This is a genomic window from Sphingopyxis sp. L1A2A (assembly GCF_005502465.1).
Classification (GTDB): Bacteria; Pseudomonadota; Alphaproteobacteria; order Sphingomonadales; family Sphingomonadaceae; genus Sphingopyxis.
In genome coordinates this window covers 78,731-95,662 of record NZ_SCOT01000010.1, presented here as the reverse complement: position 1 = coordinate 95,662, position 16,932 = coordinate 78,731, and the positions used below count along the sequence as shown (strand labels likewise).

General features: G+C 66.0%; 14 protein-coding genes. All 14 read left to right on the top strand.

Features of this window, described 5'->3' with window-relative positions; all coding sequences use genetic code 11:
• The first annotated feature begins 25 nt into the window (after positions 1–25).
• Positions 26–820: a protein ImuA gene (locus FFS68_RS08685; RefSeq protein WP_171003786.1), complete on the top strand. Its 795-nt coding sequence runs from the start codon at positions 26–28 to the stop codon at positions 818–820.
• Complete coding sequence (locus FFS68_RS08680) at positions 729–2,549, top strand: DUF6504 family protein (protein WP_137752786.1); 1,821 nt, start codon at positions 729–731, stop codon at positions 2,547–2,549. Before FFS68_RS08685 ends, FFS68_RS08680 begins: the two co-directional genes overlap by 92 nt.
• Positions 2,546–5,755 carry an error-prone DNA polymerase gene (locus FFS68_RS08675; RefSeq protein WP_137752785.1) on the top strand — a complete coding sequence of 1,070 codons (3,210 nt, stop codon included), beginning with the start codon at positions 2,546–2,548 and terminating at the stop codon, positions 5,753–5,755. Before FFS68_RS08680 ends, FFS68_RS08675 begins: the two co-directional genes overlap by 4 nt.
• A gap of 40 nt (positions 5,756–5,795) precedes the next feature.
• Positions 5,796–6,485 (top strand): hypothetical protein, encoded by a 690-nt coding sequence (locus tag FFS68_RS08670; protein ID WP_137752784.1) that lies wholly within the window; start codon positions 5,796–5,798, stop codon positions 6,483–6,485.
• Positions 6,486–6,788: 303 nt separating this feature from the next.
• Positions 6,789–7,316 carry a TrbG/VirB9 family P-type conjugative transfer protein gene (locus FFS68_RS08665; protein ID WP_283214598.1) on the top strand — a complete coding sequence of 176 codons (528 nt, stop codon included), beginning with the start codon at positions 6,789–6,791 and terminating at the stop codon, positions 7,314–7,316.
• Positions 7,313–8,542, top strand: coding sequence for a TrbI/VirB10 family protein (locus FFS68_RS08660; RefSeq protein WP_137752782.1), 1,230 nt, complete (start codon positions 7,313–7,315; stop codon positions 8,540–8,542). Before FFS68_RS08665 ends, FFS68_RS08660 begins: the two co-directional genes overlap by 4 nt.
• The gene (locus tag FFS68_RS08655; RefSeq protein ID WP_137752781.1) at positions 8,539–8,760 is read left to right on the top strand and encodes a DUF2274 domain-containing protein; all 222 of its coding nucleotides are present in this window, start codon (positions 8,539–8,541) and stop codon (positions 8,758–8,760) included. The genes FFS68_RS08660 and FFS68_RS08655 overlap by 4 nt, the downstream gene beginning before the upstream one ends.
• A gap of 128 nt (positions 8,761–8,888) precedes the next feature.
• Positions 8,889–9,287, top strand: coding sequence for a DUF3703 domain-containing protein (locus tag FFS68_RS08650; protein WP_249340088.1), 399 nt, complete (start codon positions 8,889–8,891; stop codon positions 9,285–9,287).
• Entirely contained in the window at positions 9,284–9,667 is a 384-nt protein-coding gene (locus FFS68_RS08645; RefSeq protein ID WP_137752780.1) for a hypothetical protein, read from the top strand. The genes FFS68_RS08650 and FFS68_RS08645 overlap by 4 nt, the downstream gene beginning before the upstream one ends.
• A 55-nt stretch (positions 9,668–9,722) precedes the next feature.
• The gene (locus tag FFS68_RS08640; RefSeq protein WP_137752779.1) at positions 9,723–10,931 is read left to right on the top strand and encodes a TolC family protein; all 1,209 of its coding nucleotides are present in this window, start codon (positions 9,723–9,725) and stop codon (positions 10,929–10,931) included.
• A gap of 12 nt (positions 10,932–10,943) precedes the next feature.
• Positions 10,944–12,113, top strand: coding sequence for an efflux RND transporter periplasmic adaptor subunit (locus FFS68_RS08635; RefSeq protein WP_137752778.1), 1,170 nt, complete (start codon positions 10,944–10,946; stop codon positions 12,111–12,113).
• A 1-nt stretch (position 12,114) separates the two neighbouring features.
• Positions 12,115–15,390 carry a CusA/CzcA family heavy metal efflux RND transporter gene (locus tag FFS68_RS08630; RefSeq protein ID WP_137752777.1) on the top strand — a complete coding sequence of 1,092 codons (3,276 nt, stop codon included), beginning with the start codon at positions 12,115–12,117 and terminating at the stop codon, positions 15,388–15,390.
• A complete protein-coding gene (locus FFS68_RS08625; RefSeq protein WP_137752776.1) occupies positions 15,387–15,878 on the top strand; it encodes a DUF305 domain-containing protein in 492 nt (163 codons plus the stop codon). The genes FFS68_RS08630 and FFS68_RS08625 overlap by 4 nt, the downstream gene beginning before the upstream one ends.
• Before the next feature lies 1 nt (position 15,879).
• Complete coding sequence (locus tag FFS68_RS08620) at positions 15,880–16,821, top strand: cation diffusion facilitator family transporter (protein WP_137752775.1); 942 nt, start codon at positions 15,880–15,882, stop codon at positions 16,819–16,821.
• Positions 16,822–16,932: the final 111 nt, after the last annotated feature.

Genomic DNA, 16,932 nt, shown 5'->3' with positions numbered 1-16,932 from the left:
GAACATATAGGGAACATCTGAGTCGATGAACATCATGACCGCACCGCCTTTTTCACCGCCCCGGCCGAGCGCCGAGGAGCTTCAAGCGCTTCGCGAGACCGTGGCGCGCGTCGCCGCGGCACGCGGACCGGTACTGCCGTTCGGCGTGGGACCGATCGATCATCTGTTGAGCGCCGGCGGGCTCGACGGCGCGGGACTGCATGAGGTCGCGGCTGCCTCGGCAAGCTGGAGCGACGATGCAGCGACAACGCTGTTCGCGGCGGGGATCGCCGCGCGCTTCGCGGCGGCGCCGGGTCTTTCGGTGCTCTGGGCGCTGACACGCTTCGACCTTTATGCCCCGGGACTCGAGCAGGCCGGACTCGGGCCTGGGCGTGTCCTCTATGCGCAAGGCAAGAACGACCGCGAGCTGCTTGCCCTGTGCGAGGACGCGCTGCGCGACGGGTCGCTCGCCTGCGTCGTCGCCGAGGTGAAGGCGGCTGACCAGACGGCGACGCGGCGGCTCCAGCTCGCTGCCTCCGAAGGGGGCACCCCGATGCTGCTCTACCGCCGCTACCGTCGTTACGGCCAATGTCCGCTCACCGACTTGTCGCTGGCCTGCACGCGCTGGCGGATCGGCAGTCTCGCTTCGACCCCGTTGTCGATGCCCGGGGTGGGGCGCGGGCGATGGTCGGTCGAGCTTGTGCGCCAGCGCGGCGGGCCGCCTTTCTCCCTCGAACTGGAGGCGTGCGATGACCAGGGTCGCCTCGCTCTTCCTGCCGCAACTCGCGATCGAGCGTTTGCGACGGGCAGCGCCGATCTCGCGCTCGGGCACGCCGCCTGAACCCGCGCGGCTCGGCCCGCGCCTTCCCGAATCCGTCGACGATAATCCGGGCACCTGCTCGGTGCCGCGGGGCGGCGGCTGGCGTCCGGGTGCGAGTTGGGCGCGGGACACGGGTTCGGCCGCGCCGAACCGCGACCCTGTCGATACCCGTCCGGCACACCAGCGACCGACCATGCGCGAGCTGGGGCGGCGCAGCGAGGCGGCTGCACCTGTCTTTCGGTTATCGCGGGCGGATGATGGATGCGCGCCGCCCGGCGCGTCCATCGCGCCGCCACCGCTGCCGCTGTGGGGCGCTCGCCCGACCATGCTCGTGGCTCGCACGGGCCAGCGCGATGTCGTGACCGCGGCGTGTCCGCTCGCACTCGATCTCGGACTCGCGCCCGGCATGGCCGCGGCGCATGCGCGCGCGCTCGTCACCGATCTCGATGTGTACGACGCTGCGCCCGAGGCGGATCGGGCGTGGCTGGATCGGCTCGCCCTGCATGCGGTGCGCCACTGGACGCCGACCGCCGCCGTGTCGGGGAGCGACGGGTTGTGGCTCGATCTCACCGGCACGACGCACCTCTTCGGCGGTGAGGCGCGCTTCGCCGCGCGGCTTCTATCCTTCGTCCGGCGTCTCGGTTTTACCGCGCGCGTCGCGATCGCCGGCACGCCCGGCGCCGCGCACGCGCTCGCGCGCTTCGGCGGCGCGGCGACCTTGGTCTTGCCGGAAGGGCGGGAGGGGGAGGCGCTCGCCGGGCTGCCGCTTCGCGCGCTCCGGCTCTCGCCGGAGGCGCTCGCGTCGGCGGCGCGCTTCGGAATCGAACGAATCGCTGACCTTTACCCGATGCCGCGCGGCCCGCTCGCGCGGCGCCTCGGGCGCGGCGCGGTCGAGCGACTCGATCAGGCGCGCGGCTTTCTGCCCGAGCCGATAGTGCCCGTCGTCCCTTTCGAAATGCCGTGCGCCGAGCGCCGGCTTCTAGAACCGATCGCCACCGCAGAGGCGATCGAACAGGTAATTTCGGATCTCGTCGCCGATCTCGTCGCGGACCTTCGGGAGCGCGGGCTCGGCCTTCGCGCGGCGGTGCTTCGCTGCGAGCGTGTCGATGCGCGCGAGCAGCTTGTCACGGTCGGCACTGCGCGCGCGACGCGCGACGCGAAGCATCTCGTGCGCCTCTTCAGGCTGCGCATCGACCGGATCGAGCCTGGGCTCGGGATCGAGGCGATGGCCCTTGCCGCGCCGCAGGTCGAACCCCTCGGCGCCGAGGCGATCGGCGCGGGGTTCGATAGCGGACCGCGCGCGCCCGATCTTGCGCCGCTCGTCGATCAGCTCGCGGGGCGCGCTGGAGAGGGCGCGTTGTTCCGCCTCGAGGGCCGCGAAAGCGATGTGCCCGAGCGCGCGATCGGCCGTACCGGCCCGCTCGCCCAGCCTTCCGGCTGGCCGGCATGGGCGCGGCCGATCCGCATGCTCGCGCGGCCCGAAGCCCTGTCGGGCGTCGTCGCGCTGCTTCCCGACCATCCGCCGCGCCGCTTTGCGTGGCGCGGACGGTCCTACCGCGTCGTCGCGGGCGACGGACCCGAGCGCATCCATGGCGAATGGTGGCGAACGACCCGCGAAATGTGGGCGGTGCGCGATTATTTTCGCGTCGAGGCGGAGACTGGCGAGCGTTTCTGGCTGTTCCGCCGCGGCGATGCGATCGAAAACCGCACTGGCGATTTGAGCTGGTATATGCACGGTGTCTTCGGATGACGGTGCCCGTCACGACATACGTCGAACTCCAGGTGACGAGCCATTTCTCTTTCCTGCGAGGCGCTTCGGCTCCCGAGGAATTATTCGCGTCTGCCGCACTGATGGGCCACTCGGCACTCGGCCTCTGCGATCGGGGCAGCGTCGCGGGAATGGTGCGGGGGCTGTCGGGGCAGGAGGCGACCGGCGTGCGCCTGATCCCCGGATCGCGCGTCGATCTTCGCGATGGCCGATCGCTGCTGCTATACCCCAAGGACCGCGCCGCTTGGTCACGGCTGACCCGGCTCTTGTCGCTCGGCAAGGCGCGCGGCGGGAAGGGCAATTGCTGGCTCGACTGGCCCGATGTTGTGGCGTGGGCCGAAGGACTGGTCGCGGTTCTGCTCCCAGATACGGCGGACGAGCGCACCCGCCTCGATCTTGGCGAGCTCCACGAAATCTTCGGCCGCGACGCCTATCTCGCGCTCTCGCTCCGCCGCCGTCCCGGCGACTTCGCGCGGCTGCGCGCGCTCGACACGCTCGCTCGCGGTATCGGCGTGCGCTGCGTCGCGATGGGCGACATCCTCTATCACGCCCCCGAACGGCGGCCGCTGCAGGATGTGCTGACCGCGATCCGCGAGAAGACCACGGTCGACGCGCTCGGCTTCAAGCGCGAGCGTTTCATGGACCGTGCGCTGAAATCCCCTGCGGAAATGGAACGGCGTTTCGAGCTCTTTCCGGACGCGATTCAGGCCACCGCCGACATCGCGGCGCTGTGCCGCTTCGATCTTGGCGAGATCCGCTACCAATATCCCTATGAGGAAGTGATGGCGGGCCGAACGGCCCAGGAAGCGCTCGCGGCGCTCACCGAGGAAGGCGCTGCCAGTATGTTTCCGGGCGGCGTGCCGCCCGCTTACCGGCAGCAGATTGATCATGAGCTGCGATTGATCGGCGAGCTTGGGTACGCCCCCTATTTCCTGACGGTGAACTCGATCGTCGCCGAGAGCCGGCGGCGCGGGATATTGTGCCAAGGGCGCGGGAGCGCCGCGAACAGCTGCGTCTGCTTCCTGCTCGGCGTGACCTCGATCGATCCGATCAAGCATGAATTGCTTTTCGAGCGCTTCGTCTCGGGCGAGCGCAAGGAGCCGCCCGATATCGATGTCGATTTCGAGCATGAACGGCGCGAAGAAATCATCCAGTGGATCTACGAGACCTACGGCCGCCATCGCTCGGCGCTGACCGCGGTGGTCACCCGCTACCGGACGCGTGGCGCCGTTGCCGAGGTCGGCAAGGCGCTCGGCCTGCCGCGCGACCTCACCAAGATGCTCACCGGCCTCGTCTGGGGCTGGTCGGTCGACGGCATCCCCGACGAGCAGATCGCGAGCCTCAATCTCAACGCCGACGATCATCGGCTGCGGCTGACGCTCGATCTCGCGCAGCAGCTCATCGGGACGCCGCGGCATTTGTCGCAGCATCCCGGCGGCTTCGTGCTGACGCAGGAGCGGCTCGACGATCTCGTACCGATCGAGCCCGCGCGCATGGAAGACCGGCAGATCATCGAATGGGACAAGGACGATATCGACGTCCTCAAATTCATGAAGGTCGATGTGCTCGGCCTCGGCATGCTCGGCTGTATGAACCGGGCTTTCAATCTGCTTGCCGAGCATAAGGGGATTTCGGTCGGCATGGCCGACCTGCAGGACGATGATCCGGCGGTCTATGGCATGATCCAGAAGGCCGATACCTTGGGCGTCTTCCAGATCGAAAGCCGCGCCCAGATGTCGATGCTGCCGCGGATCAAGCCCAAATGCTTCTACGATCTGGTGATCGAGGTCGCGATCGTGCGGCCCGGCCCGATCCAGGGTGACATGGTCCATCCCTATCTTCGCCGCCGCGAAGGCAAAGAGAAGCCCGAATATCCCAAGCCCGAGCTTCGCGCGGTGCTCGAGAAGACGCTGGGCGTGCCGCTCTTCCAGGAACAGGCGATGAAGGTCGCGATCGTCGGCGCCGGCTTCACCCCGGCCGAAGCCGATCAGCTTCGCCGCGCAATGGCGACGTTCAAGCTCACCGGCGGTGTCAGCCATTTCTACGACAAGCTCGTCGGCGGAATGATCGAGCGCGGCTATCCGAAGGATTTCGCCGAGCGGACCTTCAAGCAGATCGAGGGCTTCGGGAGCTACGGCTTTCCTGAAAGCCATGCCGCGAGCTTTGCGAAGATCGCTTACGCCTCATGCTGGATGAAGCATCATCATCCCGACGTCTTCTGCGCTGCGTTGCTGAACGCGCAGCCGATGGGATTTTATGCGCCCGCGCAGATCGTCAGCGATGCGCGCAAGCATGGCGTCGAAGTGCGCCCGGTCTCGATCAACGACAGCCATTGGGATTGCACGCTGGAGGAAAGGAAGGGTCCTTATCTCGCGGTTCGTCTCGGCTTCCGCCAGGTGCGCAGCCTCGCCAATGTCCATGGCGCCGCCATCGTCGGCGCGCGCGGCGATATGCCTTTCGATTGCATCGAAGATGTGTGGCGGCGCGCCGGGGTCCCGCGCGCCGCAATCGAACGGATCGCCGAAGCCGATGGCTTCACCTGCCTCGCCGAAGACCGGCGGCAGGGCTTGTGGAAGGTGCGGGGTCTTGGCGAGGCGCCGCTCCCCTTGTTCGCGGCGGCAGACGCTCGCGAGGCCAATTTCTCGCCCGAGGGGCTCGAACCTGCGACTTTGCTTCGGCCAATGTCCGCGGGGCGCGAGGTGGTGGAAGATTATCGCACGCTGCAGCTCTCGCTCCGCGCGCATCCGCTGAGTTTCTTGCGGAATGAGCTTGATACGATGGGTATCGTGCGCTGCGCCGATCTCGGACAGATCCGCGACGGGCGCAACATCGAGGTCGCCGGCGTCATCCTCGTGCGGCAGCGGCCCGGCTCGGCGAAAGGCGTCCTGTTCGTGACGATCGAGGACGAGACCGGCATCGCCAACGGTATCCTCTGGCCTGACCGGTTCGATATCTACCGGCGCCAAGTCATGTCGGCCTCGATGATCGCGATGCGCGGTCGGCTTCAGAAGGAAGGCGAGGTCATTCACATCATCTGCGACCGGATTACCGATCATGACGCGATGTTGCGCTCTATCGCGCAGGGCGATGTCTCGATCGCGCCCGGGCGCGGCGACGGCGCACGGAACGGCGGGGGACCGGATTCGCGCGACGCGCCGCTGCGCATCCGCAGCCATGATTTCCACTAGGATATCGAGTAACGAAGACCGACGGATCGAGGAGGGTCAGGTGTCGCATTTCGAGTTCGACTTCAACGAGGACGGCAGCATCAGCGCCATCCATAAGGATGGAAAGCCATATGAAGGCGGCATCAGCCTTGAGTCTCCTAACTCCATAGCGCGGACCTATTTCGAGATCGCGATCCGCGAGCTGGCCGCGATGAAAGCCGAAAACGACCCGGACTATGACGGCGGGGAAAACCGTCGCCGCGGCCTGCAAGCTTTCCTCATGAGCCTCGTCGGGACCGAGGCTTTTCTTAATGTCTACTTCCATGTCGCCGGATTGCAGACGGGCTCTGAAAAGGTCGTCGACCTCGCAACAAACGACAAGACGATCGAGCACAAGCTCGCGCACCTTCCCAACCTCCTGTGGGGCGCGCCGCTGAACGGCTCGAAGAAACTCTGCGGGAAGGTTCGCGAACTCTACAATCTGCGCTCAAACCTCGTTCATCCGAAATACGCTCCTTCCTCGCTCTACATGCAGGGAATGGTGATTGCGGGGGTCTTCGATAATCAGCAAAAGCTGTTCGAAGACCGCGAATTCTGCCGCGAGGCGCTTCGCTGGTGCCTCCTCATCGTGGCGCGAATAGGCGTCCGCGGCAGTCCTACGGATAGCCGCTTCGTCGAATTCTGGACCGGCATCTCCGACACCAACGACACCCTCTCCGCGGCCTTGGGTGTGCCGCCCGACGATCTCTGAAGCTTGACGCCTGCCGGCTGTCCGGAGCGGCCGTCAGTCTGGTGTGATCCCCTGCTGACCACGCTACCTGCCCGCCGGTGACTTCCCCTCCTGTCGCTTCCTGCGGGTCTCGGTTCGCCTTTGCCGTCAACCCCCTAGGCGGGGGTTCGCCCTCGCGTGCCGCTCGGTGACGGCGGCGCCCGGCCCCTCCTTCTGGCGCCATCGGGGATGGTCCCCGGGCATCCAAGGAGACTTCAAATGGCAAGTATCGCAAATCTCACCGTCAAGGACGACGGCAGCTTCGAGGGCACGCTCGCGACCCTGATGGTCACCGCGCCGATCGCGATCGTCCCGAACGGCCGCAAGACGAAGGACAGCGAGCCCGTCATCAACACCGACCGGCGTACCTATCATGTCGAACTGCGCGCGACCGCCGCATCCTACATGGCGTCGGTCTCCTGGACCTATCCCGCCGACGAGCTCATCGCCTTGCAAGTCGCCGAGGCCGAGGCGGCGCGCGCCGCGCCCGTCGCCGGGGCGATCGACCTGGCGGCGCTCAATTTCCGCTACCGGATTGCGGGCGACAAGGTCGATTGGCGCCCGGTCCGCGCCTTCGACGATACGCGCCAGCTCTTCATCGAGTTTGGCGCAGATATCGCATCGGGCGACATGCCGCCGCTGTTCGTCATCGGCAGCAGCGGCGAAGCCGAACTCGTCAACTACCGGGTGCAGGGGCGCTACATGATCGTCGACCGCCTGTTCGAGCGCGGCGAACTTCGCTTAGGCGCCGGGAAACAGGCGCGGACCGTCCTGATCGAGCGTGCGACGCCGCGTCGCCGGGGCCGGTCATGACCGAGCGGCAGGACCATGCCGTGCCGCCCGCCGAAGAGCCGGGCGACGAAAATCGCGCTGCGCAGCCGCCGGCCATCGACGCCTTTCGCCTACGCGGCGAACCGCCGCGGGTTATGCGCCTGTCGCGCAAGACGCTGGCGAGCATCGGTGCGGCCGGGGGAATCGCGATCGGCGGCGCCCTGCTCTGGGCGCTGCAACCCTCAGCGCCCAAGTCGTCCGATAATCTTTATTCTGCCGACACGGCGAACCGCGCCGAGGTCGTGACGGGCGCGCCCGCCGATTATGGAAAGGTGCCGAAGCTCGGGCCGCCGCTTCCTGGCGACCTCGGGCGGCCGATCGTCGCAGCGCAGCGCGATGGCGAAATCGTCCCGGTGCCGCCGATGGGCAGTTCGCCAGCTGGCGCGCGCTCACCGACCGACGACGCGCGCGACCGGGCGCGGCAGGAGCGCGAAGCCGCCACCACCAGTCGTCTCTTTCTTGGCGGAGGGTCAGCGGGTGCAGGCGTGGCCGAGGCGCTGCGCGGATCGATCGAGCCTGCCGTGGCCGCACCGGCGCCGGTAGCCGGTGAGCGGAGTCCGGACGCGGCGCGCCGAGCCTTTCTCGAAGGCGGCGCCGGCAAACCGAACGAAAGTCCCGAACGCATTGGCGGACCCAGCTCGCCCTACATTCTCCAGAGCGGGAGCGTCATCCCGGCTGCGCTGATCACCGGCATCCGCTCCGATCTTCCCGGGCAGGTCACCGCGCAGGTGACGCAAAATGTCTATGACAGCCCGACCGGCCGAACCTTGCTCATTCCGCAGGGCGCGCGGCTCATCGGCGAATATGACAGCGAGATCGCTGCGGGGCAGAAACGCGTATTGCTGGCGTGGGACAGGTTGATCCTGCCCGGCGGCCGCTCGATCCGGCTCGATCGCCAGCCAGGCGCCGATGCCCGCGGCATGGCGGGGCTCGCCGATCGCACGGACAATCATTGGGGATCGATGTTGCGCGCGGCGCTGATCTCGACCTTGCTCGGCGTCGGTGCCGAGCTTGGTTCGGATGGGGATGACGCGATCGTTCGCGCCCTTCGCGATGGGTCACAGGATACGATCAACCAGTCGGGCCGGCGGCTCGTCGAGCGCCAGATGAATGTGCCTCCGACCATCACAATCCGTCCCGGCTTCGCGCTGCACGTCATCGTGACGCGCGATCTGATCCTCGATCCCGATGGAGGAACCGCGCTATGAGCAAGCTCAGGCTTGGCCCGATCGCTGACGATAAGCCCGTGAAGTTATCGGTCGAACTACCGGGCGCGCTTCACCGCGACCTGCTTGCCTATGCCGAGGTGCATGCGAAGGCCACTGGCCTCGCCGAGCCACTGCCGCCTGAAAAAATCGCGGTGCCGATGATCGAACGCTTCATGGCGACCGATCGGGCCTTCGCGTCCGAGCGACGGCGGCGCTAGGGGGGCATCTCGAGCAATACAGGGGGCTGCGAACCGACGAGCCGAATTTGCATACCGGCGGGCTTGACCCTGTAGCCGCTACAGGGTGTATCTGTGCGTCCGACTCGAGACAGCGCGAGAGGAAAACAGTGCCCGACCATCGCTTCGCCTCCGACGCCGTTCAACCGGCCGACGCCGGATTGGATATCACGCGCTCGGCCGTTGCGGTGGAAATGCGATCCTATCGGCACGCGCGCGATACCCGCGATTGGTCTGCGGCATGGCATCACCTCGAGCGCGCTCACATCATTGCCCAGCCGATATTCCGTCTGCATCTCGCCTCGCATGCCGCGATGCTGACATTCGCCATTTCTCGGCGCGACGTCCGGGAAATCCTCGGCCAGTTGCTGCGCATTGCCCTCGTTCCGCTTGGCGCGCTGACCGGTCGCCTCCCGACCGGCAATACCGGCCGCGCTCGCATCAGCGCCTTTGTACCGATGCCGGTGCCCGAGGATTTGCTGCCCTATCTGCCGCCGGACAGGCCATGACCGGCGACTTGCCTGTATCTCGCCGGGCTGCTAACCGGCGGTCGATGCGAAATCGCGCGATCCAGTTCCTGTTGCTCATAGTGGCGCTTATGGCTTGCCCGGATACGCCGGTCATGGCCTATGACGCCGCGCCGATTGGCATCGACGCGCATCAGCATGTGTTTGCGGAGGTCGCCGAAGACGCGGCCCCCGACGACAGCAGCCCTACGAGTGGTGGCGCCGAACTGGTGCACCATCATCACTGCCCCGCGGGATTGGCCGTCGACGCGTCCGACGCGAACGGCAGCTGGTTGCCGAACCGTGACATCCATCTCGCTCGCACGGCCGCGGCGCTCGCTTCGCGCGCGACCGCCCCCCCCACCGAACCTCCCGCCGCCTGATCACTGCTTCGCGCAGGCTTTCGCCTGCGTCGTCACGCATTGATCAGGAGTATTTATGTCGAAATCATTGGGCACCCTGCTGTTTGCAGGGATGCTGACCATGGCAAGCCAGCCGGCGTTCGCCGAACCTGTCTCGCTGTCCGACGCGCTCGCGCGCGGTCAGGATGTCTCCCCTCGAATTGCCAAAGCGAAAGCCGAACTGAAGGCGGCCGAAGGTCGCGCCATGCAGGCGGGCGTACGGCCGAACCCCACCATATCCGCCGAAGTCGAGAATTTTAGCGGCACCGGACCCTATCGAACCTTTGGCCAGACCGAGACCACAGTCGCGGTGTCGCAGCCGTTCGAGCTCGGCGGCAAGAGGCGCGCCCGCAAAGAGGTCGCGGCGGCTGAGCGTGACTTTGCGCAAATCGCGCTCCGCAAGGCCGAGGCCGACCTCGCATATGACATCATCATGTCGCACGCCGAATTGCGCGCGGCCGAAGATCGCGCGAAGCTCGCCGACAGCGTCTATGCCAGGGCGGTCGAACTCGCGCGGATCGCCGAGACGCTGGTCGACGTCGGGCGCGATCCGCCGCTGACCAAGCTGCGCGCCGACGCGCTGCTCGCCGAGGCGAAGGCCGAAAGCCTGCGCGCAAAATCGGAGCTTTTGTCGGCGCGGCAGGAACTGGCGTTGCGCATCGGCAGCGAGGATCCCGAGCTGTCGGCCATCGCTCAGGATATTCCGACGCCGCCCGCCTTGCCGGCCGATGCCCAGAGCCTCGACGAACGTCTCGCGGCCGCCGAGCGCGATGCGGCTTCGGCGCGGGTGCGTCTCGCCCAGGCCGAGGGCGTTCCCGACATCACGGCGTCGGGCGGTGTCCGAAACTTCCGCGAAAGCAAGGACACCGCGTTCATCGTCGGCGTCTCGATCCCGCTTCCGGTGTTCAACCGCAATCGCGGCAATATCTATGCAGCGCGCGCGAGCGGCGAAGCCGCCGAAGCCCAGCTTGCCCAGACGCGCCTCGATACCCGCTTCTCGCGGCGCGACGCCGAGCTGATGCTCTCGGCCGCCACAGAGCGTGTGACGGCCTTGTCGGGCGCCGGACTGTTTCAGGCGAGTGAAGCTGCCCGGGTTGCCGAGATCGGATACCAGCAGGGCAAGTTCACGCTTATCGAGCTGATCGATGCCCAGGAGGCGCTGACCAGCGCCAATCTCAAACTCATTGAAGCCGAACTCGACCGCGCCCGCGCCTTGGCTGCGCTGGGCCGCGCGAACGCGCAATAGGGGACTCACAACATGCAAATCTTCGAAAACAAGAATCGCCTGATGGCCGCTGTGGCGGTCGGGGCACTCATACTTGGCGGCGGCGGCATCCTGATCGGCCGGTCGATGACCGCACCCGTCGCAGCACCCGCTGAGGCGCCTGCCGAGGAAGAAGAGGAAGGCCATGTCGAAGGCCAGATCCTGATGGACGAGGCGCGCGCCAAGGGCGCCGGCATCGTTACCGAAACGATCCAGGCTGGTGGCCTCGGTTCTGAGATTCTCGCGCAGGGTGTCGTTGCGTCGACCCCCGAAGGCGAGGCTGTGCTCACGGCGCGCGCCGATGGGGCGATTACCCGCATAAACCGCCGCCTCGGCGACGAGGTGCGCGCCGGCGAGGCGGTCGCGGTGATGGAAAGCCGCGACGCGGCGGCGATCGCATCCGAGCGCAGCTCGGCGACGGCGCGCCTTGCGCTTGCGCGCTCGACCTATGCCCGCGAAAAGAAGCTGTTCGATGCGCGGATTACGGCGAAGCAGGATCTCGAGGCCGCCGCGGCGGCGCTCGCAGAGGCCGAGTCCGAAGCACGGCGGTCGCAATCAGCAGCCGCCGCCGCCAAGGTATCGGGCGACGGCCGCACGCTGGCGGTGACGAGCCTGATTTCGGGGCGGGTCACCAAGTCGGACGCGAAACTCGGGTCCTATGTGCTCGCGGGCACCGAATTGTTCCGGGTTTCCGATCCCCGCCGCATCCAGATCAATGCCTCGGTGCTCGCCGCAGATGCGCGGCGGATCAAGCCGGGCGATACCGCGGTCATCGAACTGCTGGGCGGCGAGACCGTGAATGCGGTGGTGCGGTCGGCAACCCCGAGCCTCGACGCGGAAAGCAAGACGGCGACAATTGTCCTCGTCCCCGACGGCATCGGCGGCCTGACGCCCGGCCAGGGGCTGCGTGCGCGGATCAAGCCGCGCGGCGCTGCCGGGTCGAGCTTGATCGCGCTGCCCGAGGAAGCGGTGCAAACCGTGGAAGGCCGCGAGGTCGTTTTCGTCAAGACCGCCAAAGGTTTCCAGGCCATGACGGTGGTTACCGGCAAGCGCGGCGGCGGCCGTATCGAGATTGTCGACGGGGTGAAACCGGGCGCGGTCATCGCGACCAAGGGTGCTTTCCTGCTCAAGGCCGAAATCGGCAAGGGCGAGGCGGAGCATTGAGATGATCGAAAAACTTCTCGACGCGTCGATACGCTTTCGCTGGGGTGTGGTCATCCTCACCCTCATCATATCCGCTTATGGCCTTACCCAGCTCCTGAAGCTGCCGATCGATGCCGTTCCGGACATCACCAACAAGCAGGTCCAGATCAACACCGTCGAGCCCAATCTTGGGCCACTCGACATCGAACGGCTCGTTACCTTTCCAGTCGAAACCGCGATGGCGGGAATCCCCGGTCTGGAAAGTTCGCGCTCGATCTCGCGCAACGGTTTCAGCCAGGTCACAGTGATCTTCGAGGATCATACCGACCTCTATTTTGCACGCCAGCAGGTGGCCGAACGGCTCAACCAAGCGAAGGGCACCCTGCCCGACGGCGCCGAACCGCAAATGGGTCCGGTCTCGACCGGGCTCGGCGAAGTGCTGATGTACACGGTCGATTTCGACCGCACGGCCAAAACGCCCAAGATCGCAGGAAAGCCAGGACCTCAGCCCGACGGTTCCTATATTACGCCAACGGGCGAAGTCTTGACCGACGAGGTGGCCAAGCTCGGTTACCTGCGGACGGTGCAAGACTGGGTGATCCGCCCGCAGCTGCGCTCGGTTTCCGGCGTCGCCGGCATTGACTCGATCGGCGGCTATGAAAAGCAGTTCGTCGTCCAGCCCGATGCGACCAAATTGGCAAGCTATGGCATCAGCTTTTCCGAGCTCGCTGAATCTCTCGAACGCGCCAACATCTCGGTCGGCGCCAACTTCGTCGAACGCGGCGGGGAGGCTTTTCTCGTCCGCGCCGATGGCCGCATCCGCACGCTCGACGAGATCGGTCGCGCCACCGTTGCAAGCCGCGGCGGCGTTCCCGTCATGGTTCGTGACGTCGCGACCGTGCAGATCGGCGGCGAGTTGCGGACCGGCTCGGCATCCGAAAACGGGAAGGAGCTGGTCGTCGGCACGGTGTTGATGCTGGCGAACGGCAACAGCCGGATCGTCGCATCGGCCGCAGCCGAACGCTTGAAAGACGTCACGAAATCCATGCCCGCCGGCATCGTCGTCAAACCCGTGCTCGATCGCTCGCAGCTCGTCGACGCGACGATCGGCACCGTCGAGAAGAACCTCGCCGAAGGCGCCTTGCTCGTGGCGGCGGTGCTGTTCTGGCTGCTCGGCAACTTCCGTGCGGCGGTGATCGCCACGCTTGTCATCCCGATCTCGTTTCTGATCATGGGGACGGGCATGAACATTACCGGCACCTCGGGCAATTTGATGAGCCTTGGCGCGCTCGACTTCGGCCTCATCGTCGACGGCTCGATCATCATCATCGAAAACTGCCTCAGGCGACTGGCCGAGAGGCAACATCATGAAGGGCGATTGCTCTCGCTGAGCGAACGTCTGCACGAGGTGTTCGAAGCCTCGCGCGAAATGGTGAAACCGACGATCTACGGGCAGGCGATCATCTTCCTCGTGTTCGTGCCGTTGCTCACCTTCACCGGGGTCGAGGGCAAGACCTTCTCGCCGATGGCGATCACGGTATTGCTGGCTCTGGCCGGTGCGTTCATTGCATCGCTGACCTTCGTCCCCGCGATGGTCGCACTGCTTCTTCGCGGCAAGGTCGCCGAGAAGGAAGTGCGCGCGGTCGCCTGGGTGAAGACCCGGTATGAGCCCGTGCTCAAACGCGTCATCGCGCGGCCCTGGCCGTGGATCGGTGCTGGCGGCGGGACCTTTGCCGCGGCCATCCTCGTGTTCGGCATGCTCGGCAGCGAGTTCATCCCGGTGCTGGGCGAAGGCAATCTCGCGATGCAGGCGCTTCGTATCCCGTCGACATCCTTGAACAAGTCGCAGGCGATGCAGTTGCAGGTGGAAAAGGCGGTGTCCTCGCTTCCCGAGGTGGCCTTCATCTACTCGAAGACGGGTACGGCGGAGGTTGCCAGCGATCCCATGCCGCCGAATGCTTCCGACACCTTCATCATCTTGAAGCCGCGCGATGCATGGCCCGACGGGGTCAAGACCAAGGATGATGTGATCGAGCGGGTCGAGAAGAAGCTCGAACCGCTCGTCGGCAATGCCTTCGAAATCAGCCAGCCGATCCAGCTCAGGTTCAACGAGCTGATTGCCGGCGTGCGCGGCGACATCGCGATCAAGCTCTACGGCGACGATCTCGACGAAATGGGCCGCGCGGCGCAGCAGGTGGCAGCGATCCTGAACACCGTTCCTGGCGCTGCCGACGTCAAGGTCGAACAGACGGCGGGCTTCCCCGTGCTCGATGTCCAGTTCGATCGCGACGCCATCGCGCGCTACGGGCTGACGTTGCAGGATGTCAGCGACACCGTTGCGGCGGCGCTCGGTGGGCGCGAAGCCGGGATCGTGTTCGAAGGCGATCGGCGATACGATATAGTCGTCCGTCTCGACCGCGCCACGCGTGACGATCTCGACGCGGTAGGGGCGCTTCCTGTGCTTCTTCCCGGCGAGGGCGGATCGCGGGCATCGGTGCCGCTCAGCGAACTGGCCAAGTTCGGCTTCTCCGAAGGGTTGAACCAGGTCAGCCGTGAAAACGGCAAGCGGCGTGTCGTGGTGCAAGCCAATGTCCGCGGCAATGACTTGGGCTCCTTCGTCGCCGAGGCGCAGGAGAAGGTGAATGCGCAGGTCAAGCTTCCTACAGGGAGCTTTATCGAATGGGGCGGGCAGTTCGAGAATCTGCAAGCCGCATCGGCGCGGCTGTCGATCGTCATCCCGATCATCTTCGCGGCGATCTTCGGCATCCTGTTCATGGCATTGGGCGGTGTGCGCCAGGCGATCGCGGTCTATTCCGCAATCCCTCTCGCGCTGGCTGGCGGCGTCTTCTCGCTCCTGCTGACCGGGCTGCCCTTCTCGGTATCGGCGGCCGTGGGCTTCATCGTGCTTTCGGGCGTGACGGTGCTCAATGGGCTGGTCGTGATGTCGAGCATCAACCAGCGCATCGACGAAGGCAAACCTGTCGATGTCGCGATCGGCGAGGGCGTCATGGAACGCGTCCGCGCGGTGCTGATGACGGGCATCGTGCCCGCCATCGGCTTCGTACCGATGGCCCTTGCGACCGGGACCGGCGCCGAAGTGCAGAAGCCGCTGGCGATCGTCGTCATCGGCGGGCTGATCACCTCGACCTTGCTGACCTTGTTCGTCCTGCCCGCGATCAGCCATCTGCTGCTTCGCGGCCGGCACAACAAGCATGTTGCCGGCGACTACACCGACGTCACCGCGCTCGGAGAACGGGTGTTCCTGCCCGGTGACGATACGGGCGGCAAACCGGCATGAGCGAGCATCAAGCTCCTCATGCCACGCAGGACGAAACCGATGGCGGCTCACCGCCGCCATCGGCTTTCCCGGGAGGCAGGGTGATGAAGACCTCCATATCGCTGCTTGGACTCTTGCTTGCGGCCTGTTCATCCGGAAAGCCGAGCACCGACGCGGACAGCGCCGGACATGGCGATATGCAGCATGCGGCCGCGGCCACCTCGACGCCGGCGGCCAAGGCGTTCGAGGCGGCGGCCGACAGGATGCACAAGGATATGGCAGTGGTTTTGACGGGCGACGCCGACACCGACTTCATGCGGTCGATGATTCCGCATCATCAGGGCGCGGTGGCGATGGCCAAGGTCGCGCTGCAATATGGCAAAGACCCGGAGGTGCGCGAACTCGCCCGATCGGTCATAGCTGCGCAGGATAAGGAGGTCGCTGTGATGCAAAGCTGGCTGGATCGTCGGGAAAAGGCGATGCCCCAAAACCCGCCGAAGGCGAACTGATATGACTGCGGCTCCCGATCATGCCGATGGGGCGAACGACGCCAAAGGCGCCGGCGAAAGTGGCCACAGCCATGGCACGGGCGCGAGTTCGGGGCGGCTCGCCATCGCGCTCGGCCTTACCTCCACCTTCCTCATCGCGGAACTAGTAGGGGCCTATTGGTTCGGCAGCCTCGCACTGCTGTCCGATGCGGCGCATATGTTTACCGATGCCGCTGCACTGGCGATCGCCCTCGTGGCGGTGAAGGTCGGCCAGAAGCAAGCCGACAAGCAGCGAACCTATGGCTACCGCCGCTTCGAGATTCTCGCTGCGGCCTTCAACGCCGTGCTGCTGTTCGTGGTGGCCGCCTATATCCTCTATGAAGGAGTGTCGCGCTTCGTCGATCCGCAGCCGGTGGAATCGATGGGCATGCTGGTCGTTGCGACCATCGGCCTTATCGTGAACTTCGTTGCGATGCGCTTGCTCGCCGGCGGCGTCGAGAAAAGCCTGAACATGAAGGGCGCCTATCTCGAAGTGTGGGCGGACATGCTCGGATCGATTGGCGTAATCGGCGCTGCGGTGTTGATCTGGCTCACGGGCAAGACCTGGATCGATCCGGTCGTGGCCATCGCCATCGGCCTTTGGGTGCTGCCGCGCACATGGTCGCTCTTGCGCGACACCACGCACATCCTGCTCCAGGGCGTACCCCGTGGCATCGATCTCGACACCGTGCGCGCGGCGATGGGCTCGGTCGATGGCGTGGCGGGCGTTCACGATCTGCACGTCTGGTCGGTCGCTGGCGACGATGCCAGCCTGACCGCCCATATCGTCCTCACGGCGGGCGCCGATCCCGAGGCGCTGCGCGGCGCGGTCGCCGCGATGCTGGGCACGCAGTTCAATATCCAGCACTCGACAATTCAGACCGAGACCGTCGCATGTGGCGATGAGGACGCGATACATGCTTGACCTGGTTGCCGTAACACAACGGGCCCGCCTTCCCCGAATGAGCCGATGTCAGGTGAAACCGATCGCCATGCTGTCAAAAGCTAGCGCAGTTGCCGGGAGCCTGGGAATTAT